Annotated in this window: 30 protein-coding genes and 2 pseudogenes; 13 read left to right on the top strand and 19 right to left on the bottom strand. The window is 41.7% G+C overall.

Annotated elements, in window-relative coordinates; genetic code table 11:
* From H6F92_RS01045 to H6F92_RS26685, 6 genes and pseudogenes are all read right to left on the bottom strand, one after another.
* Window positions 1-392, bottom strand: a 392-nt coding sequence (locus H6F92_RS01045; protein WP_242029957.1) for a hypothetical protein, incomplete at its 3' end; no start/stop codon positions are given.
* Window positions 393-428: 36 nt separating this feature from the next.
* Window positions 429-665 (bottom strand): hypothetical protein, encoded by a 237-nt coding sequence (locus H6F92_RS01050; protein ID WP_190356483.1) that lies wholly within the window; start codon window positions 663-665, stop codon window positions 429-431.
* A 260-nt stretch (window positions 666-925) separates the two neighbouring features.
* Entirely contained in the window at window positions 926-2,041 is a 1,116-nt protein-coding gene (locus H6F92_RS01055) for a TIGR03032 family protein (RefSeq protein ID WP_190356484.1), read from the bottom strand.
* 313 nt (window positions 2,042-2,354) lie between these two features.
* On the bottom strand, window positions 2,355-2,693 hold the full coding sequence (locus H6F92_RS01060; protein ID WP_002732736.1) for a XisI protein: 339 nt from the start codon (window positions 2,691-2,693) through the stop codon (window positions 2,355-2,357).
* A complete protein-coding gene (locus tag H6F92_RS01065; protein ID WP_002764234.1) occupies window positions 2,678-3,097 on the bottom strand; it encodes an element excision factor XisH family protein in 420 nt (139 codons plus the stop codon). Before H6F92_RS01065 ends, H6F92_RS01060 begins: the two co-directional genes overlap by 16 nt.
* Before the next feature lie 93 nt (window positions 3,098-3,190).
* A pseudogene (locus H6F92_RS26685) lies at window positions 3,191-3,304 on the bottom strand (TIGR03032 family protein); the annotation flags it as partial.
* Between the two features lie 467 nt (window positions 3,305-3,771).
* Here H6F92_RS26685 and chrA point away from each other — a divergent pair.
* Window positions 3,772-4,929: a chromate efflux transporter gene (gene chrA, locus H6F92_RS01075; RefSeq protein ID WP_190356485.1), complete on the top strand. Its 1,158-nt coding sequence runs from the start codon at window positions 3,772-3,774 to the stop codon at window positions 4,927-4,929.
* 180 nt (window positions 4,930-5,109) lie between these two features.
* Here the strand turns inward: chrA and hisG are convergent, their stop codons facing one another.
* The 3 genes from hisG to deoC form a co-directional block, all read right to left on the bottom strand.
* A complete protein-coding gene (gene hisG / locus H6F92_RS01080; RefSeq protein ID WP_190356486.1) occupies window positions 5,110-5,757 on the bottom strand; it encodes an ATP phosphoribosyltransferase in 648 nt (215 codons plus the stop codon).
* Between the two features lie 60 nt (window positions 5,758-5,817).
* Window positions 5,818-6,570, bottom strand: a complete 753-nt coding sequence (locus tag H6F92_RS01085; RefSeq protein WP_190356487.1) for an HAD family hydrolase — start codon at window positions 6,568-6,570, stop codon at window positions 5,818-5,820.
* A gap of 275 nt (window positions 6,571-6,845) precedes the next feature.
* Window positions 6,846-7,523 carry a deoxyribose-phosphate aldolase gene (gene deoC / locus H6F92_RS01090; RefSeq protein WP_190356488.1) on the bottom strand — a complete coding sequence of 226 codons (678 nt, stop codon included), beginning with the start codon at window positions 7,521-7,523 and terminating at the stop codon, window positions 6,846-6,848.
* A 159-nt stretch (window positions 7,524-7,682) separates the two neighbouring features.
* Here deoC and acnB point away from each other — a divergent pair, with 159 nt between their 5' ends.
* From acnB to ureC, 12 genes are all read left to right on the top strand, one after another.
* Window positions 7,683-10,292 carry a bifunctional aconitate hydratase 2/2-methylisocitrate dehydratase gene (acnB, locus tag H6F92_RS01095; protein ID WP_190356489.1) on the top strand — a complete coding sequence of 870 codons (2,610 nt, stop codon included), beginning with the start codon at window positions 7,683-7,685 and terminating at the stop codon, window positions 10,290-10,292.
* A gap of 64 nt (window positions 10,293-10,356) precedes the next feature.
* A complete protein-coding gene (locus tag H6F92_RS01100) occupies window positions 10,357-10,626 on the top strand; it encodes a DUF2584 domain-containing protein (protein WP_002761370.1) in 270 nt (89 codons plus the stop codon).
* Window positions 10,627-10,632: 6 nt separating this feature from the next.
* Complete coding sequence (locus H6F92_RS01105) at window positions 10,633-11,463, top strand: hypothetical protein (RefSeq protein ID WP_190356490.1); 831 nt, start codon at window positions 10,633-10,635, stop codon at window positions 11,461-11,463.
* 72 nt (window positions 11,464-11,535) lie between these two features.
* On the top strand, window positions 11,536-11,712 hold the full coding sequence (locus H6F92_RS01110; protein WP_002797259.1) for a hypothetical protein: 177 nt from the start codon (window positions 11,536-11,538) through the stop codon (window positions 11,710-11,712).
* A 99-nt stretch (window positions 11,713-11,811) separates the two neighbouring features.
* Window positions 11,812-11,955 carry a hypothetical protein gene (locus H6F92_RS01115; RefSeq protein WP_190356491.1) on the top strand — a complete coding sequence of 48 codons (144 nt, stop codon included), beginning with the start codon at window positions 11,812-11,814 and terminating at the stop codon, window positions 11,953-11,955.
* 139 nt (window positions 11,956-12,094) lie between these two features.
* Entirely contained in the window at window positions 12,095-12,388 is a 294-nt protein-coding gene (locus H6F92_RS01120) for a BrnT family toxin (protein ID WP_002735016.1), read from the top strand.
* Window positions 12,336-12,602: a BrnA antitoxin family protein gene (locus H6F92_RS01125; RefSeq protein WP_002746336.1), complete on the top strand. Its 267-nt coding sequence runs from the start codon at window positions 12,336-12,338 to the stop codon at window positions 12,600-12,602. Before H6F92_RS01120 ends, H6F92_RS01125 begins: the two co-directional genes overlap by 53 nt.
* A gap of 131 nt (window positions 12,603-12,733) precedes the next feature.
* Window positions 12,734-13,087, top strand: coding sequence for a hypothetical protein (locus H6F92_RS01130; RefSeq protein WP_002732513.1), 354 nt, complete (start codon window positions 12,734-12,736; stop codon window positions 13,085-13,087).
* Between the two features lie 13 nt (window positions 13,088-13,100).
* A complete protein-coding gene (locus tag H6F92_RS26925; protein ID WP_110545937.1) occupies window positions 13,101-13,316 on the top strand; it encodes an element excision factor XisH family protein in 216 nt (71 codons plus the stop codon).
* A 4-nt stretch (window positions 13,317-13,320) separates the two neighbouring features.
* Window positions 13,321-13,662 carry a XisI protein gene (locus H6F92_RS01140; RefSeq protein ID WP_190356492.1) on the top strand — a complete coding sequence of 114 codons (342 nt, stop codon included), beginning with the start codon at window positions 13,321-13,323 and terminating at the stop codon, window positions 13,660-13,662.
* Between the two features lie 178 nt (window positions 13,663-13,840).
* A complete protein-coding gene (locus tag H6F92_RS01145) occupies window positions 13,841-14,737 on the top strand; it encodes a polyphosphate kinase 2 family protein (RefSeq protein WP_190356493.1) in 897 nt (298 codons plus the stop codon).
* Between the two features lie 81 nt (window positions 14,738-14,818).
* Window positions 14,819-16,528: an urease subunit alpha gene (gene ureC, locus H6F92_RS01150; protein ID WP_008197976.1), complete on the top strand. Its 1,710-nt coding sequence runs from the start codon at window positions 14,819-14,821 to the stop codon at window positions 16,526-16,528.
* 56 nt (window positions 16,529-16,584) lie between these two features.
* Here ureC and H6F92_RS01155 read toward each other — a convergent pair whose 3' ends face one another.
* The 10 genes and pseudogenes from H6F92_RS01155 to H6F92_RS01200 all read right to left on the bottom strand — a co-directional run.
* Window positions 16,585-16,920 carry an LPP leucine zipper domain-containing protein gene (locus H6F92_RS01155; RefSeq protein WP_190356494.1) on the bottom strand — a complete coding sequence of 112 codons (336 nt, stop codon included), beginning with the start codon at window positions 16,918-16,920 and terminating at the stop codon, window positions 16,585-16,587.
* A 70-nt stretch (window positions 16,921-16,990) separates the two neighbouring features.
* The gene (locus H6F92_RS01160) at window positions 16,991-17,242 is read right to left on the bottom strand and encodes a CHAT domain-containing protein (protein WP_204377828.1); all 252 of its coding nucleotides are present in this window, start codon (window positions 17,240-17,242) and stop codon (window positions 16,991-16,993) included.
* A 62-nt stretch (window positions 17,243-17,304) separates the two neighbouring features.
* Entirely contained in the window at window positions 17,305-17,460 is a 156-nt protein-coding gene (locus H6F92_RS01165) for a DNA-binding protein (RefSeq protein ID WP_190356495.1), read from the bottom strand.
* Window positions 17,457-17,849 carry a toxin-antitoxin system TumE family protein gene (locus tag H6F92_RS01170; RefSeq protein WP_024969238.1) on the bottom strand — a complete coding sequence of 131 codons (393 nt, stop codon included), beginning with the start codon at window positions 17,847-17,849 and terminating at the stop codon, window positions 17,457-17,459. The genes H6F92_RS01165 and H6F92_RS01170 overlap by 4 nt, the downstream gene beginning before the upstream one ends.
* On the bottom strand, window positions 17,839-18,129 hold the full coding sequence (locus H6F92_RS01175; RefSeq protein WP_002754848.1) for a hypothetical protein: 291 nt from the start codon (window positions 18,127-18,129) through the stop codon (window positions 17,839-17,841). Before H6F92_RS01175 ends, H6F92_RS01170 begins: the two co-directional genes overlap by 11 nt.
* Before the next feature lie 201 nt (window positions 18,130-18,330).
* On the bottom strand, window positions 18,331-18,624 hold the full coding sequence (locus tag H6F92_RS01180; RefSeq protein ID WP_338420892.1) for a hypothetical protein: 294 nt from the start codon (window positions 18,622-18,624) through the stop codon (window positions 18,331-18,333).
* 101 nt (window positions 18,625-18,725) lie between these two features.
* The gene (locus H6F92_RS01185) at window positions 18,726-22,115 is read right to left on the bottom strand and encodes a CHAT domain-containing tetratricopeptide repeat protein (RefSeq protein WP_242029959.1); all 3,390 of its coding nucleotides are present in this window, start codon (window positions 22,113-22,115) and stop codon (window positions 18,726-18,728) included.
* An 89-nt stretch (window positions 22,116-22,204) separates the two neighbouring features.
* On the bottom strand, window positions 22,205-22,435 hold the full coding sequence (locus tag H6F92_RS01190; protein ID WP_190356496.1) for a type II toxin-antitoxin system MqsA family antitoxin: 231 nt from the start codon (window positions 22,433-22,435) through the stop codon (window positions 22,205-22,207).
* A 65-nt stretch (window positions 22,436-22,500) separates the two neighbouring features.
* Window positions 22,501-22,839 (bottom strand): XisI protein, encoded by a 339-nt coding sequence (locus tag H6F92_RS01195; protein WP_002743169.1) that lies wholly within the window; start codon window positions 22,837-22,839, stop codon window positions 22,501-22,503.
* Between the two features lie 161 nt (window positions 22,840-23,000).
* Window positions 23,001-23,318: pseudogene (locus tag H6F92_RS01200) on the bottom strand (tetratricopeptide repeat protein); the annotation flags it as partial.
* Window positions 23,319-23,460: the final 142 nt, after the last annotated feature.

Consider the following 23,460-nt stretch of genomic DNA (forward strand, 5'->3'; position numbering starts at 1 on the left):
TGCTCAATGTCTATTGGAATGTCACCCAATCGCATTTTCAGCACCGTTTTAATATAGTTACGAGCCTTTTCTAACGCGCCTATTTCCTTACCAATTTCCTTACCAATTTCCTTACCAATTTCCTTACCAATTTCCTTACCGCGTTCGATTCCTCGTAACTCCATATTACTTACTAAAGGCATGGTTCTTTCCTCCTCAAATTGTTTGATTTTACTCTCTAAACTTGACTGTAATTCAGGGGATAAAGTCATCATATTGTCGATGATTTCAAACAGTTTAATTATCTGTTCTCTCTCGAACTCCTTTTCATATAATCCCCTGATTAACTTCCATTTCCACTGTTCCCGTTCTGGCAGCTTCCCAGTAGTCGCTTTTGTTTTCAGGTGTGCCATGACGATTATAGCAAAAGGATTGCTACTTGTTTCCAATTAGTCACTGATAACTGATAACTGGTAACTGGTAACTGAATAGAGTTTGTCAGCGAAACGTTTTTTTGTTTTAGCGGAAGCGGTAATCCGTTTGAGTTCTTTTTCTAGGGATTCGGGAATTTTTGTCCAATCAATCAATTGGTGAACTTCAGGAAAAAAGAAGCATAAAAACGCTTCAAAATACTCGGTTAATGCTTCTTTCCAGGGTTCATCATAATTGGCGGTTGGTTGTTTCATTGGCGAGTCGCTACCAATTGGAAAGTTAGGCACTCATCTAAATCTATTATTCCCCATAAATATCAGAAATGCTACTTGTCGTCACAAAACTTCCCATTAGAGCAACCTACATCTACATCTTTGTTCTAACATTTATTGGTAAAACTATATAATGCCGTCAGATATTTGGGGTAGGAGTTAAAGGACCCGGGGAAGATATCTTTAACTAAAAAAGGAGTTGACATGATTTTTTCCTGAATAATAGGGTGAAAATTACAAAATTAAGCCCCTAAAGAAGGCACCATCCACACCGATTGAGTGCCGTCGAGGTCGGTATCCGGTCCAATTAGCGCCGGGTTGCGGTAGCCCGGCAGGACAGAGACGGCAAAAACCTCCTCCACGCCGCTATTGAACCAAAAAGTTGCCACCAGTTGACCGGTAGCTAGGTTGACAATAGCCAACCCGCACCGCAATTGATTACGCCGCTCATCCAGGGGTAAACCGCCAAAAACCGCCGTTTCCCGCACTTGGGACAACCCGACAAAGGCGTGACCTTCCCAACAGTCTAAACCCCGGGTAAAACCGGGCAATTCGGCGATGATTTCTGTGCTACCAGTTTGGGGATGCCAACGGTTCAAGGTTCCATAACCGGAATTGAGGAAATAGAGATTACCCTGGTAAAGGCGGGGAGAATGGGGCATCGCTAAACCCCGCAGAATCACCTCTCCCCTCGGCACATCAATCAAGCATCCCCCTTGGGCTTTATTCTCTCGCCAGAGGCTTTCCTCGTTGGTTTCCCCCAATGCCGTTACATAGGCGGGAGTGCCGCTATTTTCAGCCATAGCCAAGCCATTGAGGTGGCAGCGGTCTCCGGGGACTAACTCGGTAATAAAGGGCGGTTTCCACTGGGGGAGAAAACTCCAATTTCCTTCGATGGTTGCCAGACAGTTAAATAGGGTATTGACCACCCAAAGGCGATTACTGCCAAAAGCCAAATCATGACCCATAATCGGACCGGTGAGGTGAGAAGAACGAGCTAAAAAGGCGATATCCTGTTCCCCTTCCGGTTTAATCTGGGGGGCAATCTCTCGATTAGCGGGTAAATTCCAAATTGCCTGACGAGCGCCCACAGCAATTCCGGTAGCGGTTCGGGTTAAACCCATTGCTTGGTCAAAATGGGCGAAACTCACCCGTATTTGTCCTTGATAAGTGCCAATGCTGGCCACTCGTCCCGCTTGGTAGGTGGAAATCAACACTGAGAGGTCAAGCTGGTTGAGTAATTCCGGCAGATTGAGGCTGTACTCATAATTGACCGGCACTGCTTGGCGCTGAGATGGACTCGCTGCTGGCTCTTGGGTATCTGAAAACTGGTTAGTCTTGGGCGGCAAGCTGTCCATAGAGTTTTTTTTGCATGGATTAGAATCGATTGTGATAATTGATTATTGTCTATGGTTTGTTGACTAACCTTAATAAGGTTTGATCCCCCCTTGCCCCCCTTAATAAGGGGGGTGGTGATGGGTTTCAGTTGGTATTAATGGGGTTCATTATAGACAAATTAATCAATATTATTTATAAAGTTTTCTTAACTTTTTTTGTAGCAAATTTACTTGAACGGTGGTATTAAATACTTATAATTGAGTTTGTCTAAAACACTTTTGCAATTTCAGCTTGTGTATAAAGTTTTATGTATAGATTCAACATTTCTGGTCACTAAGCCACAGCAAATCCCGTATATTTGCGTATTTTAGGATAACGAAAACCCAGGACTATATCTTCTTTGGGAATACCTGCCTCCATCAAATCAGTAGCTATGCCTTCCTCCGTTTCATCACATTGAATCCAGACTTTATCGACAACCAAGCTAAGGTGAATTGGTGTTGCATGGAGATACTTATTACCACTCCAACCGAAATCTAAAACTAGATAATGTCCTCGTTCATCATCAAATATAACCTGAGAAGTGTAACCATCAGGTAAAGTAGCACGATAGTTAGCATGATTCTGGAGAACAGTCTTAATAATACCTTGATATTTTAATCGGGTATCCATTGCACGATTACCTCACTTTCATCATCAAAGACAATTAATTTCACAATCTGATTCTTTAGCAATACCTGCCCTAATTCTATACTAAAAACACTGTTAAAAGTTGGCTGAGATATGGCCAGATAAAGAACTCGCTCAACTTTCATCTCGTTAAGGATTTGACGATACAAGACGTACTGCCCCAAAGCTTGCTGTAAATCCTTTACGTCAGACTGTCCTACAAAGCTTTTCACTTCAACGACAATTTTCCGCAATTCTTTCTCCGCACTGATTAAGCGTTCTGCTCCCAAATCAGCGGATAAACGCTTCTTGCCAATTTGAAGTGGAAAAGGATCGTGAGTGATTGCCCACCCGTCCTTCTCTAAAGCAAGTTTTACAGTGTCGTGGTAAATATCTCTTGCAGACACAAAAATTCAGAGGATAAATACTCTAATCAGCAGTATAGCAAATTTTTCTGTTCTCAAGACCTCTTGTAAAAATCAAAAGACGAGTGCCTACAGCAATTCCGGTAGCAGTTCGGGATAATTGACCGGCACTGCTTGGCGCTGAGATGGACTCGCTGCTGGCTCTTGAGTATCTGAAAACTGGTTAGTCTTGGGCGGCAAGCTGTCCATAGAGTTTCTTGGGCATAGATTAGCATCGATTGTGATAATTGATTATTGTCTATGGTTTGTTGACTAACCTTAATAAGGTTTGATCCCCCCTTGCCCCCCTTAATAAGGGAGGTGCTGATGGGTTTCAGTTGGTATTAATGGGGTTCATTATAAACAAATTAATCAATATTATTTATAAAGTTTTCTTAACTTTTTTTGTATCAAATTTACTTGAACGGTGGTATTAAATACTTATAATTGAGTTTGTGTAAAAAGCTTTTGCAATTATGGAATTTTGGAATTGACGAGATCTGGCTAAGTAGGTAGGTGTTAAAAGTTGTCAGACACCCCCCTTATCAAGGGGGGGAGGGGGGATCGAACCCAAAATCTATCTTCAATTTAACTATAACTACTTACTTAATAATTTAACTTAAGCTTATTCTTTTGGATATAAACTTGATTCTAGAAAAACTATTGGTAATCAGAAAATGCTGACTTCATCGCCTCCCAATCTCTCGCAACTTGCCCTTTTATTTCTCAAAATCGGCATTATCGGTTTTGGTGGTCCGGCTGCCCATATCGCTTTAATGGAGGAAGAAGTGGTTAAGCGTCGCGGTTGGATGACTAAGGAGCGATTTCTCGATTTGGTGGGGGCCACTAATCTGATTCCTGGTCCTAATTCCACGGAAATGGCCATTCATATCGGTTATATTTTTGGTGGTTTAGCGGGTTTAATAATCACGGGGGTTTGTTTTATCACTCCTGCGGTGTTAATTACGGGTTTTCTAGCTTGGATTTATACTACCTACGGGACTTTACCCGATGTGGCCCCGATTTTTGCGGGGATTAAACCGGTGGTAATTGCGGTGATTTTTCAGGCACTCTGGCGCTTAGGTAAAAAGGCACTGAAAACCCGTCAATTATTCTTCATCGGATTGGGAGTTATCGGATTATTAATCTTAGGTTTAAATGAAATTATCGCTTTACTGTTAGGGGGAATTATCGGGATGTTTATCCTAAAAAAATTCGCTACTTTTCCCCTGATTGTGGCAGGAATAGGCGGTGCGACGGCGGTTGCTACTCCTAGCAACATCCCACCGACATTAACAGGATTAGGGCTATTTTTCCTCAAGGTGGGTAGTGTTTTATTTGGTAGTGGTTATGTGTTAGTTGCCTTTTTGGAAGGGGATTTAGTGCAGGGGAGAGGATGGTTAACCCAGCAACAATTATTAGATGCTATTGCTGTGGGTCAATTTACCCCCGGTCCGGTGTTATCCACAGCCACTTTTATCGGTTATCAAATATTAGGAGTATCGGGGGCAATTGTGGCGACTCTAGCGATTTTTTTTCCTTCTTTTATCTTTGTTTTATTACTTAATCCTCTTATTCCTAAGCTGAGAGAATCGGTTTGGGCGGGTGCTTTTTTAGACGCAATTAATGCTAGTGCCGTGGCTTTAATGGTAGCGGTAATTTTTAATTTAGCTCTAGCTACTTGGTTACAACCCTACGGGAATTTACCTTTTAATTTATTGGCTATCATTCTATCTCTTATTTCTGCTATTCTTTTACTACGTTTTCAGGTTAATTCTACTTGGTTAATTCTTGCTGGTGCGCTTATTGGTTTGCTCTTAAAACAATTAGGTTAGGGGGAAATAAGTCAATGGTTCTAATTAAATAGATTTTGCCTTTAATCCCCTCTTGATCCCTAGGGTTGATTCAAGGTAGGGTTGATTCAAGGTAGGGTTGATTCAAGGTAGGGTTGATTCAAGGTAGGGTTGATTCAAGGTAGGGTTGATTCATGAATCAACCCTACCCTTGATACCCGCTTAATAAGGGGGGTGCTGATTCGTTAAACTGAGCTTTTCTACCCAGTTATAAATCTGATCGCGATTTAGTCGATAGCTGAGGGGATGAGCGATTAATCGAGCGCTACTATCAAATAATTTGTCAATTTCTACTAAACCATTTTCCCTTAAAGTTCGACCAGTGGAAACTAGGTCAACTATTGCTTCTGACATCCCCGTAATCGGGCCTAATTCTACGGAACCATAGAGAGGTATAATCTCGACGGGAATATCTAAACGACGAAAATAATCCTTAGCACAATTGACAAATTTTGAGGCAACTTTACCGTGATGGGGAATGTCTAGAGGACTTTGATAGGGACTATCAGCAGGGACAGCTACCGACATCCGACAATAACCAAATTTTAGGTCAATTAAATTAGCTACATCGGGAGATTTTTCCAATAAAATATCATAACCGGCGATGCCTAATTGTGCCTGACCGTATTCTACATAAACGGGTACATCTGTGGCTCTTACTAATAACGCTTTCGCTTGGTTAGTGGGGTCGGTAATCTGTAATTGGCGATTTTTTGAGTCAAGAAAGGCACTAAAATCTAAGCCAATCTTTTGAAATATTTGGATACTTTCGTTTAGTAAAGCACCCTTCGGTAAGGCAATTGTTAGCATAGAGGGAATTATGAATTGGGGTGTGGGGTTTTTCAGTGAACAGTAAACAGTAATCAGTAATCAGTGAACTGAAAATTCGCCTCTGATAACTGAGATGGCAGTCAGTTCTCTAATGACCACATCAGCTAATTGTAAATCTTGATGGTTTTCCGGTTGCCAACTAATTGCGATCGCTGCTGCTGATTTTGCCTGTTTAGCCATTTCCCAATCGGCCCTAGTATCCCCCACCATCAGGGTTTTGTCCACGGCAGTCCCCAAAGCTTGACAGGTTTCTTGCAATAATAGGGGATCAGGTTTACTTAAACCTCGATCGCAGCCCCAGGCAATTTTAACATAATTTAATAGGCCATTTTCCTTGACAAATTGCTCAACTCGTGCTGTGGTATCGGAGGAAAGAATCGCCAATTGTAAACCGGCCGCGTGCAGATAACGAATTACTTCTAAACATTGGGGATAGAGGGGATTTAAGCGGGGGGGAACCTTTTCATCGGCCGCTTGGAAGGCCGCTTTTGCGATCGCCATTGCCGTTAACCAATCCCGACCGGTGGAAGCAATACAACCGGCAGCGGCGATATGATTATCTCTGCGGCTGCCCACTGCCATTAAACCAGCAGGATTGAGACTATTTGCCCCAATACCGAAAGTTTTAGTTAATAAAGACTCTAAACCAGGGATTTGTGATTCAATGGCTTGTATCCGGGCTATAGCTCGATCGTACCAGAAAGCTCGCGAATCCTCTAGCGTACCGTCCTTATCAAAAACAATCCCTTGAATATCTCTAAATTCTCGATTACCACAGCGAATTATCGGCAAATAAACCCCCTTATTTTTATTGAATGTCAGTCATCATTTTAGCTGTCAGGAGGCAGGATTAAGGAGACAGGAGACAGGATTCAGGAGACAGGAGACAGGAGACAGGAGACAGGAGACAGGAGATTATTTTTTATGTATTCTCCCCACTACCCCACACCCCACACCCCACTACCCCACTACCCCACTACCCTACAACCCTACACCCCACACCCCACTACCCCACACCCCACAACCCCACACCCCACTTTCCTATACCTTTTAAACAGGATTTAGTATTACTCCTCAAAGGCAGCTTTTTGCTGACGGACTAAATCGACACCTCGGGAAGTTCCCAGACGGGTGGCCCCGGCCTGGATAAGAGCGAGTGCTTGTTCTAGGGTGCGAATTCCGCCGGATGCTTTAATTCCTACCCGGCCTTTGCTAATTTCCTTAAGAAACTTGACATCGCTAACCGTTGCTCCTCCAAACCAGCCGGTACTGGTTTTTAGATAACTCACTCCTGCATCCATGCAAATCTCCGCCGCTAAACGTTTCTCGGTGTCCGTCAGTTGCGAGGTTTCCAGAATCGCTTTTACCGTCTGGCCGGTTTCCTGACAAATACTAGCAATTTCTTGAAATAATTGCTCAGATTTCCCATCTTTTAGCCAACCGAGATTAATAACCACATCTAACTCCTTAGCACCATTATCTACAGCTTCTAAAGCCTCATAACGTTTAACTGCGGAGGTAGTGGCCCCTGCGGGAAAACCAATCACGGTAGAAACTAAAGTTTTTTTGCCGTGGAGTAACTGCACAGCTTGCTTAACGGCAGCGGGATAAACGCAGACGGTGGGAAAACGATATTGTTCGGCCTGTTGACAGTAAGCCTCTAATTGTTCACGGGTGGCGGTGGGGATGAGGAGAGAATGGTCGATATATTGTGCTAAATCTAGATCAGAATCGGTGATAGCCATTATCTAAGCCTCAATATAGTCAATCGATCGCTATTTTCTCATTTTATGGAAATCGCACAATAAAGTCATGTCTCGCTAACCGAGAAATTCCGAGACTAGCAAAAATCCATTAACCTAGGAAGAAACCGTCACAAGTGAAGACTAGGAGAAAATCGACCTATGTTAGAAGCGTATCATCAGCACGTTGCCGACCGAGCGAAATTAGGTATCCCTCCCCTTCCCCTCAATGCTCAACAAACGGCGGAATTATGCGAAATACTCAAAAATCCGTCCGAAGAACTCAAGGGAGAATTGCTGACCCTGCTGCGTGACCGTGTTCCCCCCGGAGTTGATGAAGCGGCCTACGTTAAAGCGGGATTTTTAACAGGAATTGCCAAAGGTGAAATAAAATCTAACGTTATCTCCCCCCAGGGTGCGGTTAGCTTACTGGGAACCATGGTCGGCGGTTATAACGTTCATTCTCTGATTGAACTGCTGAAATCCAGAGATATTAATATCGCCGCTGCTGCTGCCAGCGCTTTAAGTAAAACCCTGCTGGTATTCGACGCATTTAACGAGGTTTTGGAATTATCCGACACCAATCCCTATGCTAAACAGGTTATCGATGCTTGGGCCAATGGTGCTTGGTTTATCGCTAAACCGAAACTTGCTAAAGAAATTACCGTCACCGTTTTCAAAGTACCCGGAGAAACCAATACAGATGACCTATCTCCCGCTCCCCATGCCACCACCCGGCCCGATATTCCCCTCCATGCCTTGGTAATGTTAGAAACCCGTCAACCCGGGTCCTTAGAAACCATTGCCGAATTGAAAAAATTAGGTCATCCGGTCGCCTATGTGGGGGATGTGGTTGGGACTGGTTCCAGCCGAAAATCGGCGATTAACTCGGTTCTCTGGCATATTGGCGATGATATTCCCTTTGTGCCTAATAAACGTGCTGGTGGCTATATTTTAGGCAGTAAAATCGCCCCTATCTTCTTTAATACTGCTGAGGATTCCGGCGCTTTGCCGATTGAATGCGATGTTAGCCAAATGAACACGGGGGATGTGATTAAAATCTATCCCTACGAAGGCAAAATCACCAACGAAGCGGGCGCAACTATTAGCACTTTTAGCCTCAAACCTGAGACAATTCTGGATGAAGTGCGCGCCGGCGGTCGTATTCCCCTCTTAATCGGTCGCAGTCTCACCGATAAAACCCGTCACGCCTTGGGACTTGAGGCTAGTACCCTATTTACTCGTCCAACTATGCCTAGTGACACGGGTAAAGGTTACACCCTAGCGCAAAAAATGGTCGGCAAAGCGTGCGGTTTACCCGGGGTGCGGCCGGGTACTTCCTGTGACCCGATTATGACTACGGTAGGGTCTCAGGATACCACCGGTCCGATGACCAGGGACGAGTTAAAAGAGTTAGCCTGTTTAGGTTTTAGCGCCGATTTAGTCATGCAGAGTTTCTGTCACACGGCAGCCTATCCCAAACCGGTTGATATTCAAACTCATCACCAATTACCGGACTTTTTCTCTACCCGGGGTGGGGTGGCTTTACGTCCGGGAGATGGCATTATTCACTCCTGGTTAAATCGGATGTTATTGCCGGATACGGTGGGGACTGGCGGCGATTCTCATACTCGTTTTCCCCTGGGAATTTCCTTTCCTGCGGGGTCGGGTTTAGTGGCATTTGCCGCCGCTTTGGGAGTAATGCCTTTGGATATGCCGGAATCGGTTTTAGTGCGTTTTACGGGGGAATTACAACCCGGTGTAACTCTGCGCGATATTGTTAATGCTATTCCCTACGTTGCCATCCAAGAAGGCAAATTAACCGTGGAAAAACAGAACAAAAAAAATGTTTTTAACGGTCGCATTATGGAGATGGAAGGGCTGCCGGATTTGAAATTAGAACAGGCTTTTGAGTTAACCGATGCCACGGCGGAACGTTCCTGTGCTGGTTGTACGATTAAGTTAAGTACCGAGACAGTGGCGGAATATTTACGCTCTAATGTGGCCCTGTTAAAAAATATGGCGGCCCGGGGTTATAGTGATGCCAAAACTATCCTACGTCGGGTAGCAAAAATGGAACAATGGTTAGCTAATCCCGTCCTGATGGAGGCGGATAAGGATGCCGAATATGCGGATATTATCACCGTCAACTTAAACGAGATTAAAGAACCAATTGTTGCTGCACCCAATGACCCCGATAATATCAAGTTAATGTCGGAATGCGCCGGGGATACAATTGATGAGGTGTTCATCGGTTCTTGTATGACTAATATTGGTCATTATCGCGCCGCCGCTAAGATATTAGAAGGAGCAGGAGTTGCTAAGGCTAAACTGTGGATTTGTCCCCCCACCCGCATGGATGAAAAACAATTGCGCGAGGAGGGAATGTATGGCATTTTTGCCGCTTCTGGGGCCCGTACTGAGATGCCTGGATGTTCCCTTTGTATGGGTAATCAAGCGCGGGTTGAAGACAGAGCGACGGTATTTTCTACCTCGACTCGTAACTTCAATAATCGCATGGGAAAAGATGCGCGAGTCTATCTCGGTTCCGCCGAATTAGCGGCGGTTTGTGCGCTGCTGGGACGCATTCCCACCGTCGAGGAATACCTGGCAATTGTCACCGAGAAAATTAATCCTTTTGCTGGCGATTTATACCGCTATTTGAACTTTAATGAAATCGCCGGTTTTGAGGATGAAGGCCGGGTAATTCCCCTAGAAGATTTACCTAAGATTGAGGATATCTTAGGGATTCCTTCTGGTGTTTTGAGTTAGTATGAAGTTGAGGGTGAGCTATGAAAAGCTCACCTTTTGTTCAGAAAATAAAGAGGTAAAATTTATGGGGATGCCCTGTGAAGTGAATAGTATTTTAAAGTTAAAACCATCTCAAGGTTATCCAGAAAGTTTGGAATTATCTAAACAGTATCAAGGGAGCAAAGAAGATTATAGAATTATTCCTGTTGATGTTCCCATTCCTTTGGTAAATGAACATTGGGTCGCCTACGCAGATGTTATCATTGAAAAATTAGTTTGGGAAAATCGTCAAACAACAGTTTTATTTAGAATTGATAGGATTTATCCAGTCCCTTTTATTGTCAAAGAAACTTGAAATTAGATGAAGGATCAACAACGAATAATTATTGCAAGAATTATTAAGTATGAATTTGATTATTTTCTCAGAAAATTCAAGCCTTGGGAAAAACTCATATTTTTGTTATACTTAATAGTAGCAATTGTGACAGGTTTAGGGGATGCAAGTTCATTTTTTACAGGAGAGAATAGTCCTATACCTAGGGAATGGAAATTATTAAAAAGTCCTCAAATAGTTACGATTATATCTATTATTATCTTAGGAATTCCTGTTCTACTCTCTCAAACACAGACTGGACAAGATACTGTTGAACTTTTAGAAACAATTCGCTTAAACATTGTGCCAGCAATCAGTAGTTCTTTAGAAGAATTATCTGTTAATATAAAACAAAAATTTAATCTAAAAGGCAATATCAGAGTATCCTTGTGGATACCAGTGAGACAAAAGTTATTTACTTGGAATCTCCAAATGGTATGTAAAACTAGCAATGTATCTGATAGGGAACTAGAGGCACTTTTTGAATTAGATGAAGGGGTAATTGGTTACACATACCTGAAGACTAAAAGAAAGTATGCGTTGGAGTTTATTGATATTTCTAATTCCCAGCAATTACCGTCTTCTTATGTCCCTCTCCAAAGAGACAATGAACTATTAATTAATCCTCATATAAAAATTGTGTTAGCTGTAGCTGCACTGCAAAAAAGTTCTATTCTGGGACTATTAGCTGTTGATACCGATGATAGTGCAGATTTAAGCTCAATGAATGATAGAAATCTGCATAGTAGTATTTTAGACTGGATGACACAATACAATAACGTTGTTAAATTACTCTGGAGAATGAAGAATAATGTCTAGGGTATTGACTAGGTTAAGCAATTGACTCATGATAACAGTAGGGTTAAGACCTAAACCACAGAGGAAACTATTATGTCTGAGTCACTAAAACAACAGAGACAAGCACCTAGTTTAAAGTTAATTGAAATATTAGAAGATGGTAGTGCCAAAACTTTTATCTACGAAGATCCCGAAAAAAAGAGCAAATCCAGCTTTATTGCTCGAATAAAGGCTAAAATACAACAAAAATTCCGACCATCAGCTAATTAGTTCTTATGTATTTGCCAGATCATTTGTACACAAGGGGGTTATCTACCCCCTGATTTGTTTTTATAGTCATGACCGATTAGTTTGATACATTCTAGATACATGAAGCTCTTATACTGTCTAGTATTAATATTCTCAATCTTAATTGAAATCGCTGGTTTTGAGGATGAAGGCCGGGTAATTCCCCTAGAAGATTTACCTAAGATTGAGGATATCTTAGGGATTCCTTCCGGTGTTTTGAGTTAGTTGACCGGTTATGGGTCATTTCGATCGAGGCGAAAGATTTCTTTTGATTTCGATCAAGATGACCCCTCTAACGATCGAATTTTCGACAATTATAGGATTTTTTTCGATATACGGAATGACAACTCGATAAAATAAAAATATGAAATTCGAGTGGGATCGACAAAAGAACCGAGCGAATATCATCAAGCACGATCTAGACTTCGCGGACGCGCAGCGGATATTTGAACATCCCATTCGAGTTTCCCTTGACGAACGAGAAAATTATGGCGAAGATCGATTGATAGGAATCGGTACGCTCGATGGCCGAGTGGTAGTTGTCGTTTTTACAGAACCGAGTAGAGATACAATTCGTATTATTTCACTTCGTAAAGCTTTACCCTATGAACGAAAACGATATGAACAATACCTCCGAGACGAATTGGGAGAAAGTTGACGCTCTTACGGAAGAGGAAATCGACACATCCGATATTCCGCCCTTAACCGAGGAGTTTTTTAGTAAATCGCGGTGGTGGAAACCTGTAGAGAAAGTAAATGTTCTTGTTCAAGTAGATCCCGAAACCCTAGCTTGGTTTCAATCACAGGGCGAGGATTGTGAACAAAAAATGTCCGCCGCTTTACGGATTTATGCGGAGGCTCACAAAGTATAGTCAAGTTTAGTTCGGGTACAAGCCACACAATAAAAAAGTTCGCTATCATTTTGAGCGGGATGAAAAGCCACACAATCTCATTTACCAATAAATCGCCTTAAATGAAATGATAAAAGTGAGTACGAAAAATTATGATTATAGATGTACCGACTGGAGATGATTTTAAATCCGCTGGCATTGATTTTTTAAATCTGGCTTGGGATACGCTGATAAGTTTATCTACAAAACTTAAGGATGCGGAATATTTTTATAATGTGTATTATAGCGATGAGAATGAAGAAGTAATCGATCAATTGTCATCTGAGCAATATTGGAAACAAGCACAACGTCCATTGAGTACAGCCCTTTCCCTTATTCAACAAGGAACCGAATTTCGGTTCTTCGGTTTGTCTTATGCAATGGACGGGGTTATAAGGGATGAAACCCTTATAGAAACAGACATTACTGCGATTTTTGTCAATTGTTTGCGATCTGGAGCGAACTAATCAATTAAATCTCTTGCCAGATAAGGATTTAGTCGATTTATGCCACCCTATCGAACCATACCAAGTAACGAAGAACCATTGTAATAAATATCTTGTATGTATTAATTTCTTTATTTTTTTAATCGGACAAGAAATTTATGAAAAGTTTTTCGCTCAAGCTGCCATACAAATAATCTTGCAAAAGTATCAAATTTTATTGTTAATTGTTGACACTAATCAGGAGGAATAGTTCAATGGATAAACTAAATTATTATCAAAGCATAATCAAGAAAATTCTCACAGAATATGCAGAAATTTCCTCACAAGTACCCGATCAAGACATAGAAAAAATATTGATTTTTGACCATAATAGAAGCCAATATCTTTGGTTTAATATTGGCTGGAAAAATGGCAAACGAATTAAAGCAATTTCCGTTTATCTTCGTCTAAAAAATGACAAAATTTATATTGAAGAAGATTGGACAGAAGCAGGTATCGCCACGGAATTAATGCGCTTAGGAATTCCCAGCAGTGAGATAGTTTTAGCTTTTCAACCTCCCGAAGTGCGTCAGTTTACCGAATTTGCGATCGCCTAAAAATTATTCTTTACTTTCTCGTCAGATGAGGAGTCGCTAAAATCGAGTATTTAAATATACTTGTTTCTAGGTCATTTCTGCCAGTTGATCCTTGACTCGCCGGTTCAAGAGTTAGATATTTTCTGAGCAAAAGTGCTACAATGTAATCTTAGGGGTCAAAATAATCAAGGAGAAGAGCATGGTCAGCAAAATTGATCGCCAAACATTTTTACAATCCTTAATCGTGCCACCGGGTAAAGAAATTTCTCTACACAAAGACTACGATCCCGGGTTTAAGCCAGACTACATTAGCAAAGAAGATGCCACTTTGCTGCTGCAACAGGGTATCGAAAAAATGGCCGAGTTTCAAGATAAACTCTATGCCCAGGATACCTATGCCCTGTTAATTAATCTACAAGCCATGGATGCGGCGGGTAAAGATGGTACGATCAGACACGTTATGTCGGGTTTAAATCCCCAAGGCTGTCAGGTATTTAGCTTTAAAGTTCCCTCGGCCGAAGAACTAGATCACGATTATCTCTGGCGATATTATAAAGCCTTACCGGAGCGGGGTCGTATCGGTATTTTTAATCGTTCTTACTACGAAGAATTATTAGTCGTGCGCGTCCATCAAAATTTATTGGAACGGCAAAAACTCCCCCCGGAAGACAGAACCAAGAAAGTTTGGCATCGACGTTTTGAGGAGATTAATAATTTTGAAAAATATCTGGTTAACAATGGGGTTATTGTCCTGAAATTCTTTCTCAATGTTTCTAAAGAAGAACAGAAAAAAAGATTTTTAGAAAGAATTGATCGCCCTGAAAAAAACTGGAAGTTTTCTGAAAATGATGTCAAAGAAAGAGCTTTTTGGGGTGATTACATGAAAGCCTACGAGGAGGTATTCAATCATACCAGTACCGAGTGGGCCCCCTGGTATATTATCCCGGCTGATCGCAAATGGTTTACCCGTTTAGCTGTGGGGGCGGTTATTTATCACACCCTCGAATCCCTTGGTTTAAAATATCCCACCGTTACCGAAGAACATCACCAAGCTTTACTGAAAGCCAAAGAAATCCTCGAAAACGAGCCAGATTAAAAATGGAAGAAAATCCCCAAAAAGCGATAATTGCCGGAAAATCGATCGTATAATCGATCTCGATTTTCAAGAATTCCCCCTATGAATTATCGCATCGATCGCCGCACCTATGCAGAAACCTACGGCCCCACCGTCGGAGATAAAGTTCGCCTCGCAGACACGGAATTATTTATCGAAGTCGAAAAAGATTTCACCAGCTACGGCGATGAGGTAAAATTCGGCGGCGGTAAAGTAATTCGCGATGGGATGGGCCAATCCCCCATTTCTAGGGAAGATGGGGCGGTAGATTTGGTGATTACTAATGCCTTAATTCTCGACTGGTGGGGCATCGTTAAAGCCGATGTGGGCATTAAAGACGGCAAAATTTATAAAATCGGTAAAGCGGGCAATCCCCACATTCAAGATAATGTTGATATTATTATCGGTCCTGCTACCGAGGCATTAGCTGGGGAAGGGATGATTTTGACAGCAGGGGGGATTGATGCCCATATTCATTTTATCTGTCCCCAACAAATTGAGACAGCGATCGCGTCGGGGATTACCACAATGATTGGTGGCGGGACCGGACCTGCGACGGGAACTAATGCCACCACCTGCACCCCGGGAGAATGGAACATCTATCGAATGCTAGAGGCCGCCGAAGCTTTCCCGATGAATTTGGGTTTTTTGGGTAAAGGCAATAGCAGTCAGCCGGAAGGACTAGCGGAACAGGTAAAAGCGGGGGTAATTGGCTTAAAACTCCATGAAGATTGGGGAACCACTCCGGCAGCCATTGATACCTGTTTAAGCGTGGCCGATAAGTACGATGTGCAGGTGGCGATTCATACCGATACTCTCAATGAGGCCGGTTTTGTCGAGGCCACTATCGCCGCTTTTAAAAATCGCGTCATTCACACCTATCACACGGAAGGGGCCGGCGGTGGTCATGCTCCCGATATTATCAGGGTTTGCGGGGAAATGAACGTTTTACCCTCCTCTACTAATCCCACCCGTCCCTATACGACGAATACCTTAGAGGAACACCTCGATATGTTGATGGTTTGTCATCATCTAGACCGGAGTATTCCCGAAGATGTGGCCTTTGCCGAATCCCGCATCCGCCGCGAAACTATTGCCGCCGAGGATATTCTCCACGATTTAGGGGCTTTTAGCATCATTTCCTCCGATTCTCAAGCGATGGGACGAGTGGGAGAAGTAATTATCCGCACTTGGCAAACTGCCCACAAAATGCGGGTACAACGAGGCAGACTGACCGGGGAAACGGGAGAGAATGATAATCTGCGGGCAAGACGATATATTGCTAAATATACGATTAATCCTGCTATTACCCATGGTGTCTCCGATTATGTCGGTTCCATCGAGGTGGGCAAATTAGCCGATTTGGTTCTCTGGAAACCGGCATTTTTTGGCGTAAAACCGGAAATTGTCCTGAAAGGCGGTTTAATCGCCTGGGCGCAAATGGGCGATGCTAATGCCAGTATTCCCACACCCCAACCGGTTTATATGCGTCCCATGTTTGCCTCTTTTGGTGGTGCGATCGCCAAAACTTCCTTGACATTTGTTTCTAAATATGCTATGAAAGCGGGCATTCCTGAGAAGTTAAAGCTGAAAAAAACCGCCGTAGCCGTGTCGAATACGCGCAATATCAGTAAGGCTAGTATGAAGCTTAATGACGCTTTACCGCGCATGGAAGTTAATCCCGAAACCTACGAGGTGCGTGCTGACGGGGAATTATTAATCTGTGAACCCGCCACGGTTTTACCTATGGCCCAGCGCTATTTCCTATTTTGAATTCAATTTCAGAAAACGGGTTTTTTCAAAAAATCCGTTTTCTTTTTGAATCACAGTTAAGGATTAGTAGGAAGGTTTGGTAAAAATAACTTAACTAATCCTGCCATTAGTGCAGCAACAATAGCAACAAAGATGATTCGATTAGTAAATTCCAAGTTATCTAGTCGTTTATTCACGCCTGTTAATTCTCCTTTAATATTTGCTAGGTCAACTCTTAAGTTATTCACTTCTTCAGATAGCTTGTCTATTTTGCTATTAAGTTGTTCAGATAATCTGTCTATTTTGCCATTAAGTTGTTCAGATGACTTGTCTATTTTGTCATTAACTTCTTTGAATTGTCCTACAATAAAGTCTTTTAATTCTTTGAGGTCGTTTTCTGTAAATGTTGCCATTGTGTGACTCTCCTAGTAATTGTTTGTGATACCAATAATCTTACCCCTAAGTTTAACTCCTAACCCTTAATCAGTCAAATTGCATCGAAGTTGCATCACCAGAAGGAATAAAACTTGCCCAATAAAAAGGATGTTTTTGCTTCTCACCCTTGAGCATTCCTAGTTGAATTTGTCGTAAAGCTTCACTGCGTCCTTCTCCTTTTTGTAAGCGTCCATAATAGGCGACCATTAAATCTTTAGTCGCGTCATCAGATACTTTCCAAAGGCTAATTAATTGGCTTTCACTACCTGCAATAACTAAAGCGCGACGCAGACCATAAATCCCTTCACCTACGCTTCTAGTTTGGCGATTTTTTGATGATAATTAATGCTTTATACTGTATATTAATTATCAAATTTAGCCAAGATTTTCAATCCTTCTTCTGGGTTGCCATTAGCTGCCATTTCCTTAAATCTAGTATAGGCATTAAATTCGGCTAAAGTGTTGGTGGAAAGATATTCAATCAGTTTATTGATACTGATTCCTTTTAGTTCATTCATAGAAAACTCCTGATTCTGGCGGTAATTTCCTGAAGAACTTCTAAGAGCGTTGGAGCAGCGGACGAGATTACATTTTCTTCACTGCTGTCATGTTTGTGATGGGGATAGGTTGGGAGGTTCAGCTTTTTATGATGTGGAGTATTATCATAACGGAAAATTAAGGTATTCATGGTATTCATATACTGATAAGCGTACATATTACGATTAATAATTGTTTCGATATTGACAAACTCTCGAATATGCAGAACTGAATTATCAATGAATTTAATTTCGGCTCGAATAAATCCTTCATAAGTATCGCGTTTTTCACAATCTAGCGTAAAAAATTTTATTACTGAACAGGTTGCGATAATTGTTTGAATCTGTTGAAAATAATCTTCAATTAACAAATTCAATTCCTCTGAGTCTTTCTGCTTTTTCCTGTAGGCATTGTAGCATTCGCAATTCGCCAATCCATTCGTCAAGTTCCAGGGTTTCCTGAAATTCGTCGTTTTCGTAGCGATGCAGAAATTCTGCTGTGGACAGTTGATATTTGTCCTCAAATTCTCGCAGTCGTTGTTCGGTACGCTGGATACCCGCTTCAGTGGAACGTAGGGCTTCAGCGATTGCGCCTTCGATTAGAGGTTTGAGGGAGCCGGAGTGATGAGAGATGAGTTTGAGTTCCTTCATAGTAGGAAGTCTTGGAGCTACTTTTGCATTATAGACAATTGCTAAGATATCCAGAGGGCGCAGGTTCCTTACGCCACTACACTAGACCTCTCCAATAATTGTCAAACTAAGGGCTGAAATCCTTTTGATCTATGGTCAATTTTTGGGTTCATTTTTTCTCTTTTCTCCTTCTCTCTCAGATTATACTTTTGACTTTTGACTTTATTTTCCCTTTTTAGCGTCGTTGGCGAGTTGGTTGGCGCGGCTGACGGGATCAAAACGGAGGCTAGGATTCCACTTTTGGGCGATTTTAAAGCCTTCAATTGCCTCATTGATTTTGCCTTCCCTAGCTAAGGCTTCGCTTTGTTCCATTAAAATACTCGCACTAGGCTGGGTGAGGTCAGCAGTTTGGCAGGTCGATAATTTAGCCAGCATTTGAGGATTGACAATCAAATAGTTTTTTAACCAATTACAGCCTCGAACCAACAGGCGATCGAGATTTTCCACAGGCCACACCCTCGCATGAGGAAAGTTGCTTGGTTAATTGGAGTATTTCTTCTAGAGTGACAGTATTTTTCATGATTTTTAGTTGGGTGATAGCAAATATTGCATTGTGTTTATGGATATGAACTAAACTCCATCGAAGTTGCATCACCAGAAGGAATAAAACTGGACCAATAAAAAGGATGTTTTTGCTTCTCACCCTTGAGCATTCCTAATTGAATTTGTCGTAAAGCTTCACTGCGTCCTTCTCCTTTTTGTAAGCGTCCATAATAAGCTACCATTAAATCTTTAGTCGCGTCATCAGATACTTTCCAAAGGCTAATTAATTGGCTTTCACTTCCCGCAATAACTAAAGCGCGGCGCAATCCATAAACTCCCTGACCGATTTTAATATCTCCTTTCCCCGTATCGCAAGCAGAAAGGACAACTAATTTGGTTCCGACTAAGTTTAAATTGGTAGTTTCTAAAGCAGTCAAAACCCCATCATCTCCTGCACTTTGACCGATTGTAACTCCTGCTAAAACTAACCCAGAACGCAATAAAGGATTCTCAATAACATTGCTTTCTGGTTTAAAAAAACCATGAGTAGCGATGTGGAGAATATTCGGTTTTTTAACTTGTTTGACGGCGTTTTCTGTGGCTTTATAACCAGTTAAAACAGTGGCTTGAGGTAAGAGATTTTTAATCGCTTTAGCTTCTTCCTCTGTACCCGGAAGACCATAAAAAGTAAACTCAGAAAGGTCGATGGAACGAGTGAGAGCGACTTTTTCCCCTGCTTTACCGTAGAAAGGATCAGCTACAATAAGCGGAGATTGTTGACTGGCAAATTTATCTTTAAGGCGCAATAAATCCCGTCCAGAAGTGAGATAGGTAATATGATAATTTTCCACTAAGTATTGATTATTTTCATCTACTAAAGCTTCAAAGGGAATTAAATTAAGTGCAGCATCAGGAGAAAGCAGAATCGTTTTAGTATTGCCTAATAATTGACGGATAGGCTGCATCAATATCTCATCAAGTTGACGCGCTGATTTTTGCAGTTGAGGGAGAGGAGTTTGTGCGTCTGCAAGATTGTCACGGAAGTAAATTAATTTGTCGTCAATCGGTTTAGCTTCCCCTAAATCCTTGGCTTTGATGTCACCATTGGGATAGAGAATATAAACAGCATAGCGAGGGATGCCAAAGCGTTGATTTTCAGGTGCTTTAGGATTAAAAGGTCGATAGCGGACTATTTCAACTAAAGCAGCATTAGCAGGGATTAACTTTTGAATACCTTCGAGGGTAATGGGTTGGGATAGGCTACGAAATTCGGCACTACGAACACCGATTTTACCCTCTATTTCTTTTGCTTTTTCGGTAACTTCTTCAAGTTGTTGACGGTAAACTTCTGGTGAGGGAAAATCATCATGCTTTTTAAAAGTTAGGTTAGATAGTTGAGTCCGAACTTCAATCAGTTGAGTTAATAATTGTTGACTTTCGAGGTCATCAGTACGTTGTCGGAGAATTTGTAAGCTATTGGTTGAAACATCTAAAATTCGTCCTTTACGTTCTAAGATAGTTTTTAGTGCCAGTTGAGTCGCTTGGGGATTATCGGGTGCAGATTGGAGGTTAAGGGAAATTACTCCATCAGTTGTTCCTGATACGGTTCGTATATAATCCTGTTTTTGCTTTTCATCCCCCATTTTTAGATTTTCTGAGAGGTTGTATTCTTCTACTGCAAGTCCTTGAGTGAGATAATTAATGGCTTGAGGAATGTCATCTTGAGACCAGTAAAGTCCAGCCAAATTGTTGAGGCTGGCTGCGGTTAGGGGATGGTTGTCTCCTAATTGTTTTTTGAAGATAGCTAATGCTTGTTTGAAGAAGGGTTCGGCTTCGCTGTATCTTGCTTGAACTGTGTAAAGTGCAGCCAAATTGTTGAGACTGATGGCGGTATCGGGATGGTTGTCTCCTAATTGTTGTTTCCTGATAGTTAAGGCTTGTTTGTAGAGGGGTTCGGCTTCGCTGTATCTTCCTTGAGAATCGTAAAGTGATGCCAAATTATCGAGACTGGTGGCGGTATCGGGATGGTTGTCTCCTAATTGTTTTTTGAAGATAGCTAAAGCTTCTTTGTGACGGGGTTCGGCTTCGCTGTATCTTGCTTGAACTCCATAAAGTAATGCCAAATTGTTGAGACTGATGGCGGTATCGGGATGGTTGTCTCCTAATTGTTGTTTCCTGATAGCTAAGGACCTGTTGTAGAGGAGTTCGGCTTCGCTATATCTTCCTTGAACTCTGTAAAGTGCAGCCAAATTATCGAGACTGGAAGCGGTTAGGGGATGGTTGTCTCCTAATTGTTGTTTAATGATAGCTAAGGCTTCTTTGTAGAGAGGTTCAGCTTCGCTATATCTTCCTTGAACTCTGTAAAGTTCTGCCAAATTGTTGAGACTGATAGCGGTATCAGAATGGTTGTCTCCTAATTGTTGTTTCCTGATAGCTAAGGCTTCTTTGTAGAGGGGTTCAGCTTCACTGTATCTTCCTTGAGACTTGTAAAGTCCTGCCAAATTGTTGAGAATGGTGGCTGTGGCGGGATGGTCGTCTCCTAATTGTTGTTTAATGATAGTCAAGGCTTGTTTGTAGAGGGGTTCGGCTTCGCTGTATTTTCCTTGAACTCCATAAAGTTCTGCCAAATTGTTGAGAATGGTGGCGGTGTCGGGATGGTTGTCTCCTAATTGTTGTTTAATGATAGCTAAGGCTTCTTTGTAGAGAGGTTCTGCTTCGCTATATCTTCCTTGAACTCTATAAAGTCCTGCTAAATTGTTGAGAATGGTGGCAGTTAGGAGATGGTTGTCTCCTAATTGTTGTTTGATGATAGTCAAGGTTTGTTTGTAGAGGCGTTCAGCTTCGCTATATCTTCCTTGAACTCTGTAAAGTTCTGCCAAATTGTTGAGACTTTGTGCAGTTAGGGGATGGTTGTCTCCTAATTGTTGTTTCCTGATAGCTAAGGCTTCTTTGTAGAGGGGTTCAGCTTCACTGTATCTTCCTTGAGACTTGTAAAGTCCTGCCAAATTGTTGAGACTGATGGCGGTGGCAGGATGGTTGTCTCCTAATTGTTGTTTAATGATAGTCAAGGCTTGTTTGTAGAGGGGTTCGGCCTCGCTGTATCTTCCTTGAACTCTGTAAAGTTCTGCCAAATTGTTGAGACTGATGGCGGTATCGGGATGGTTGTCTCCTAATTGTTGTTTGCTGATAGCTAAGGCTTCTTTGTAGAGAGGTTCGGCTTCGCTGTATCTTCCTTGAGAATAGTAAAGTAATGCCAAATTGTTGAGACTTTGTGCAGTTAGGGGATGGTTGTCTCCTAATTGTTGTTTGATGATAGCTAAAGCCTGTTCTGCTAGGGGAATCGCCTCGTTGTATTTCCCCTGCTGATACAATTGAATAACTTGCTGAGTTAGCTTCTCTGCTTCGGCTAATTTATCTTGCGGTGAAACCTGAGAAATCACCTGTCCCACCGTTGGGGTTAACATGACTCCCGATAATCCCATCATCCCGGTAATGACGACAACCGCTATCCCTGATTTGATTGATACTTTCATTGGTTTTTTATCCCTAGAGTTTATTGATAGGCAAAAACATTAACTTGAATAGATTTGTCGGGTTGAGCCTTGTGCTGTAGTAAAATTCTGATTTTTTCTGCCGTTTCACCACTAAAAACAACCTCACCACAATTGTAACATACTTGAGCAGGGATTTTTTCAACTAAGATTAGGCTGCCATCAATTCTAAAAGTTTCATCGACTAATTTTTCTTCGGCATCGTTTGCACCACATACATGACAGACAAACATAATTATCTCCTAATTAAATAATTCATCCATATTTTTTGACGTATTTGTGATAAGGAGAATTTGTTTTAAGTACCATAATTAGTATAAGGCCGTTTATAAGGTGGTTGCAGTCCCAAAACAATATCCTCCCTCTTAACACCCATTGAAATTAAATCCTCTGCTGGATTCAATTCCGTTAAATTTTGTTGTAGCCAAATCTTATTATCACGAATATCAAAATGAACAATCGAGCGGTAAACTCGTTTTAAACCTTCCCATCCTACATTCATCCACTGATAATGATCCCGTTCTACATCAAATATTAATTGTACTTCTACGTCTTCACTGGTAACATCTTCTGCTACATAGCGACTTAACAAATTTTGCACTGCTTGACGATATTTTATGAGTTTATCTTTATCCATTGTTTGATTACCTCCGTACAAAAGTAGTAGCCATTATCCATAATTTATAGTAATTTCAAATAAGTTGTAGGGGCGAAGCATTCGGATAAGAAATCTACGGTTTCAGCGATAGGTTATTGCCCGAATGCTTCGCCCCTACGGGAGTGCTATAACTTCCATCCTTACTCCCTCTTTAAAATTTCATTAATTGTTTTAGCCAATTCCTGAACCTGCGAAGTATCTCCTAACTGATTATAAGTCCCCTTCGCCTTGGTTAACCACTGTATCGCCTCATTCTTATTTCCCAAGATACGATAAGCTATTCCTAAACCCGCTTGTATCTCCGCTTGCACTGACAAATTCTGCGTATTTGTTGCCAGTTTTAACGCCTTTTCATAAGGTTTTTTTGCCAACTGAGGCAACCCTATCTTAAGGTAAGTATCCCCTAACAGTTGATAAACCGTAGCAACCTGACTATTTTGCTTCACCAATCCTTCTAATGGGACTTAAACAAATTTCAAGCCCAAATAAAGCCTAAACTGGCTTTGTAAGCGGCAAACACATCCCGATTCTCGGTCAGCCACTCAAAGAAACGGAAAGACATCGCTGTCCGAAAAGCTTCTAAAGCTTCCACAAAAGTGT

It is taken from the genome of Microcystis wesenbergii FACHB-1317 (genome assembly GCF_014696875.1).
In the GTDB taxonomy this organism is placed as follows: Bacteria; Cyanobacteriota; Cyanobacteriia; order Cyanobacteriales; family Microcystaceae; genus Microcystis; species Microcystis wesenbergii_A.

What these genes read in the sequence shown, in the direction of transcription:
- H6F92_RS01060 (WP_002732736.1), bottom strand. Translation starts at nt 2,693, where the DNA reads ATGGATACCCGATTAAAATATCAAGGTATTATTAAGACTGTTCTCCAG.
- H6F92_RS01110 (WP_002797259.1), top strand. Translation starts at nt 11,536, where the DNA reads ATGTCTGAGTCACTAAAACAACAGAGACAAGCACCTAGTTTAAAGTTA.
- H6F92_RS01105 (WP_190356490.1), top strand. Translation starts at nt 10,633, where the DNA reads ATGAAGGATCAACAACGAATAATTATTGCAAGAATTATTAAGTATGAA.
- deoC (WP_190356488.1), bottom strand. Translation starts at nt 7,523, where the DNA reads ATGGCTATCACCGATTCTGATCTAGATTTAGCACAATATATCGACCAT.
- acnB (WP_190356489.1), top strand. Translation starts at nt 7,683, where the DNA reads ATGTTAGAAGCGTATCATCAGCACGTTGCCGACCGAGCGAAATTAGGT.
- H6F92_RS01185 (WP_242029959.1), bottom strand. Translation starts at nt 22,115, where the DNA reads ATGTTAACCCCAACGGTGGGACAGGTGATTTCTCAGGTTTCACCGCAA.
- H6F92_RS01115 (WP_190356491.1), top strand. Translation starts at nt 11,812, where the DNA reads ATGAAGCTCTTATACTGTCTAGTATTAATATTCTCAATCTTAATTGAA.
- H6F92_RS01100 (WP_002761370.1), top strand. Translation starts at nt 10,357, where the DNA reads ATGGGGATGCCCTGTGAAGTGAATAGTATTTTAAAGTTAAAACCATCT.
- H6F92_RS01175 (WP_002754848.1), bottom strand. Translation starts at nt 18,129, where the DNA reads ATGAAGGAACTCAAACTCATCTCTCATCACTCCGGCTCCCTCAAACCT.
- chrA (WP_190356485.1), top strand. Translation starts at nt 3,772, where the DNA reads ATGCTGACTTCATCGCCTCCCAATCTCTCGCAACTTGCCCTTTTATTT.
- H6F92_RS01050 (WP_190356483.1), bottom strand. Translation starts at nt 665, where the DNA reads ATGAAACAACCAACCGCCAATTATGATGAACCCTGGAAAGAAGCATTA.
- H6F92_RS01145 (WP_190356493.1), top strand. Translation starts at nt 13,841, where the DNA reads ATGGTCAGCAAAATTGATCGCCAAACATTTTTACAATCCTTAATCGTG.
- H6F92_RS01195 (WP_002743169.1), bottom strand. Translation starts at nt 22,839, where the DNA reads ATGGATAAAGATAAACTCATAAAATATCGTCAAGCAGTGCAAAATTTG.
- H6F92_RS01165 (WP_190356495.1), bottom strand. Translation starts at nt 17,460, where the DNA reads ATGAATGAACTAAAAGGAATCAGTATCAATAAACTGATTGAATATCTT.
- H6F92_RS01190 (WP_190356496.1), bottom strand. Translation starts at nt 22,435, where the DNA reads ATGTTTGTCTGTCATGTATGTGGTGCAAACGATGCCGAAGAAAAATTA.
- H6F92_RS01155 (WP_190356494.1), bottom strand. Translation starts at nt 16,920, where the DNA reads ATGGCAACATTTACAGAAAACGACCTCAAAGAATTAAAAGACTTTATT.
- ureC (WP_008197976.1), top strand. Translation starts at nt 14,819, where the DNA reads ATGAATTATCGCATCGATCGCCGCACCTATGCAGAAACCTACGGCCCC.
- hisG (WP_190356486.1), bottom strand. Translation starts at nt 5,757, where the DNA reads ATGCTAACAATTGCCTTACCGAAGGGTGCTTTACTAAACGAAAGTATC.
- H6F92_RS01140 (WP_190356492.1), top strand. Translation starts at nt 13,321, where the DNA reads ATGGATAAACTAAATTATTATCAAAGCATAATCAAGAAAATTCTCACA.
- H6F92_RS01120 (WP_002735016.1), top strand. Translation starts at nt 12,095, where the DNA reads ATGAAATTCGAGTGGGATCGACAAAAGAACCGAGCGAATATCATCAAG.
- H6F92_RS01055 (WP_190356484.1), bottom strand. Translation starts at nt 2,041, where the DNA reads ATGGACAGCTTGCCGCCCAAGACTAACCAGTTTTCAGATACCCAAGAG.
- H6F92_RS01130 (WP_002732513.1), top strand. Translation starts at nt 12,734, where the DNA reads ATGATTATAGATGTACCGACTGGAGATGATTTTAAATCCGCTGGCATT.
- H6F92_RS01125 (WP_002746336.1), top strand. Translation starts at nt 12,336, where the DNA reads ATGAACGAAAACGATATGAACAATACCTCCGAGACGAATTGGGAGAAA.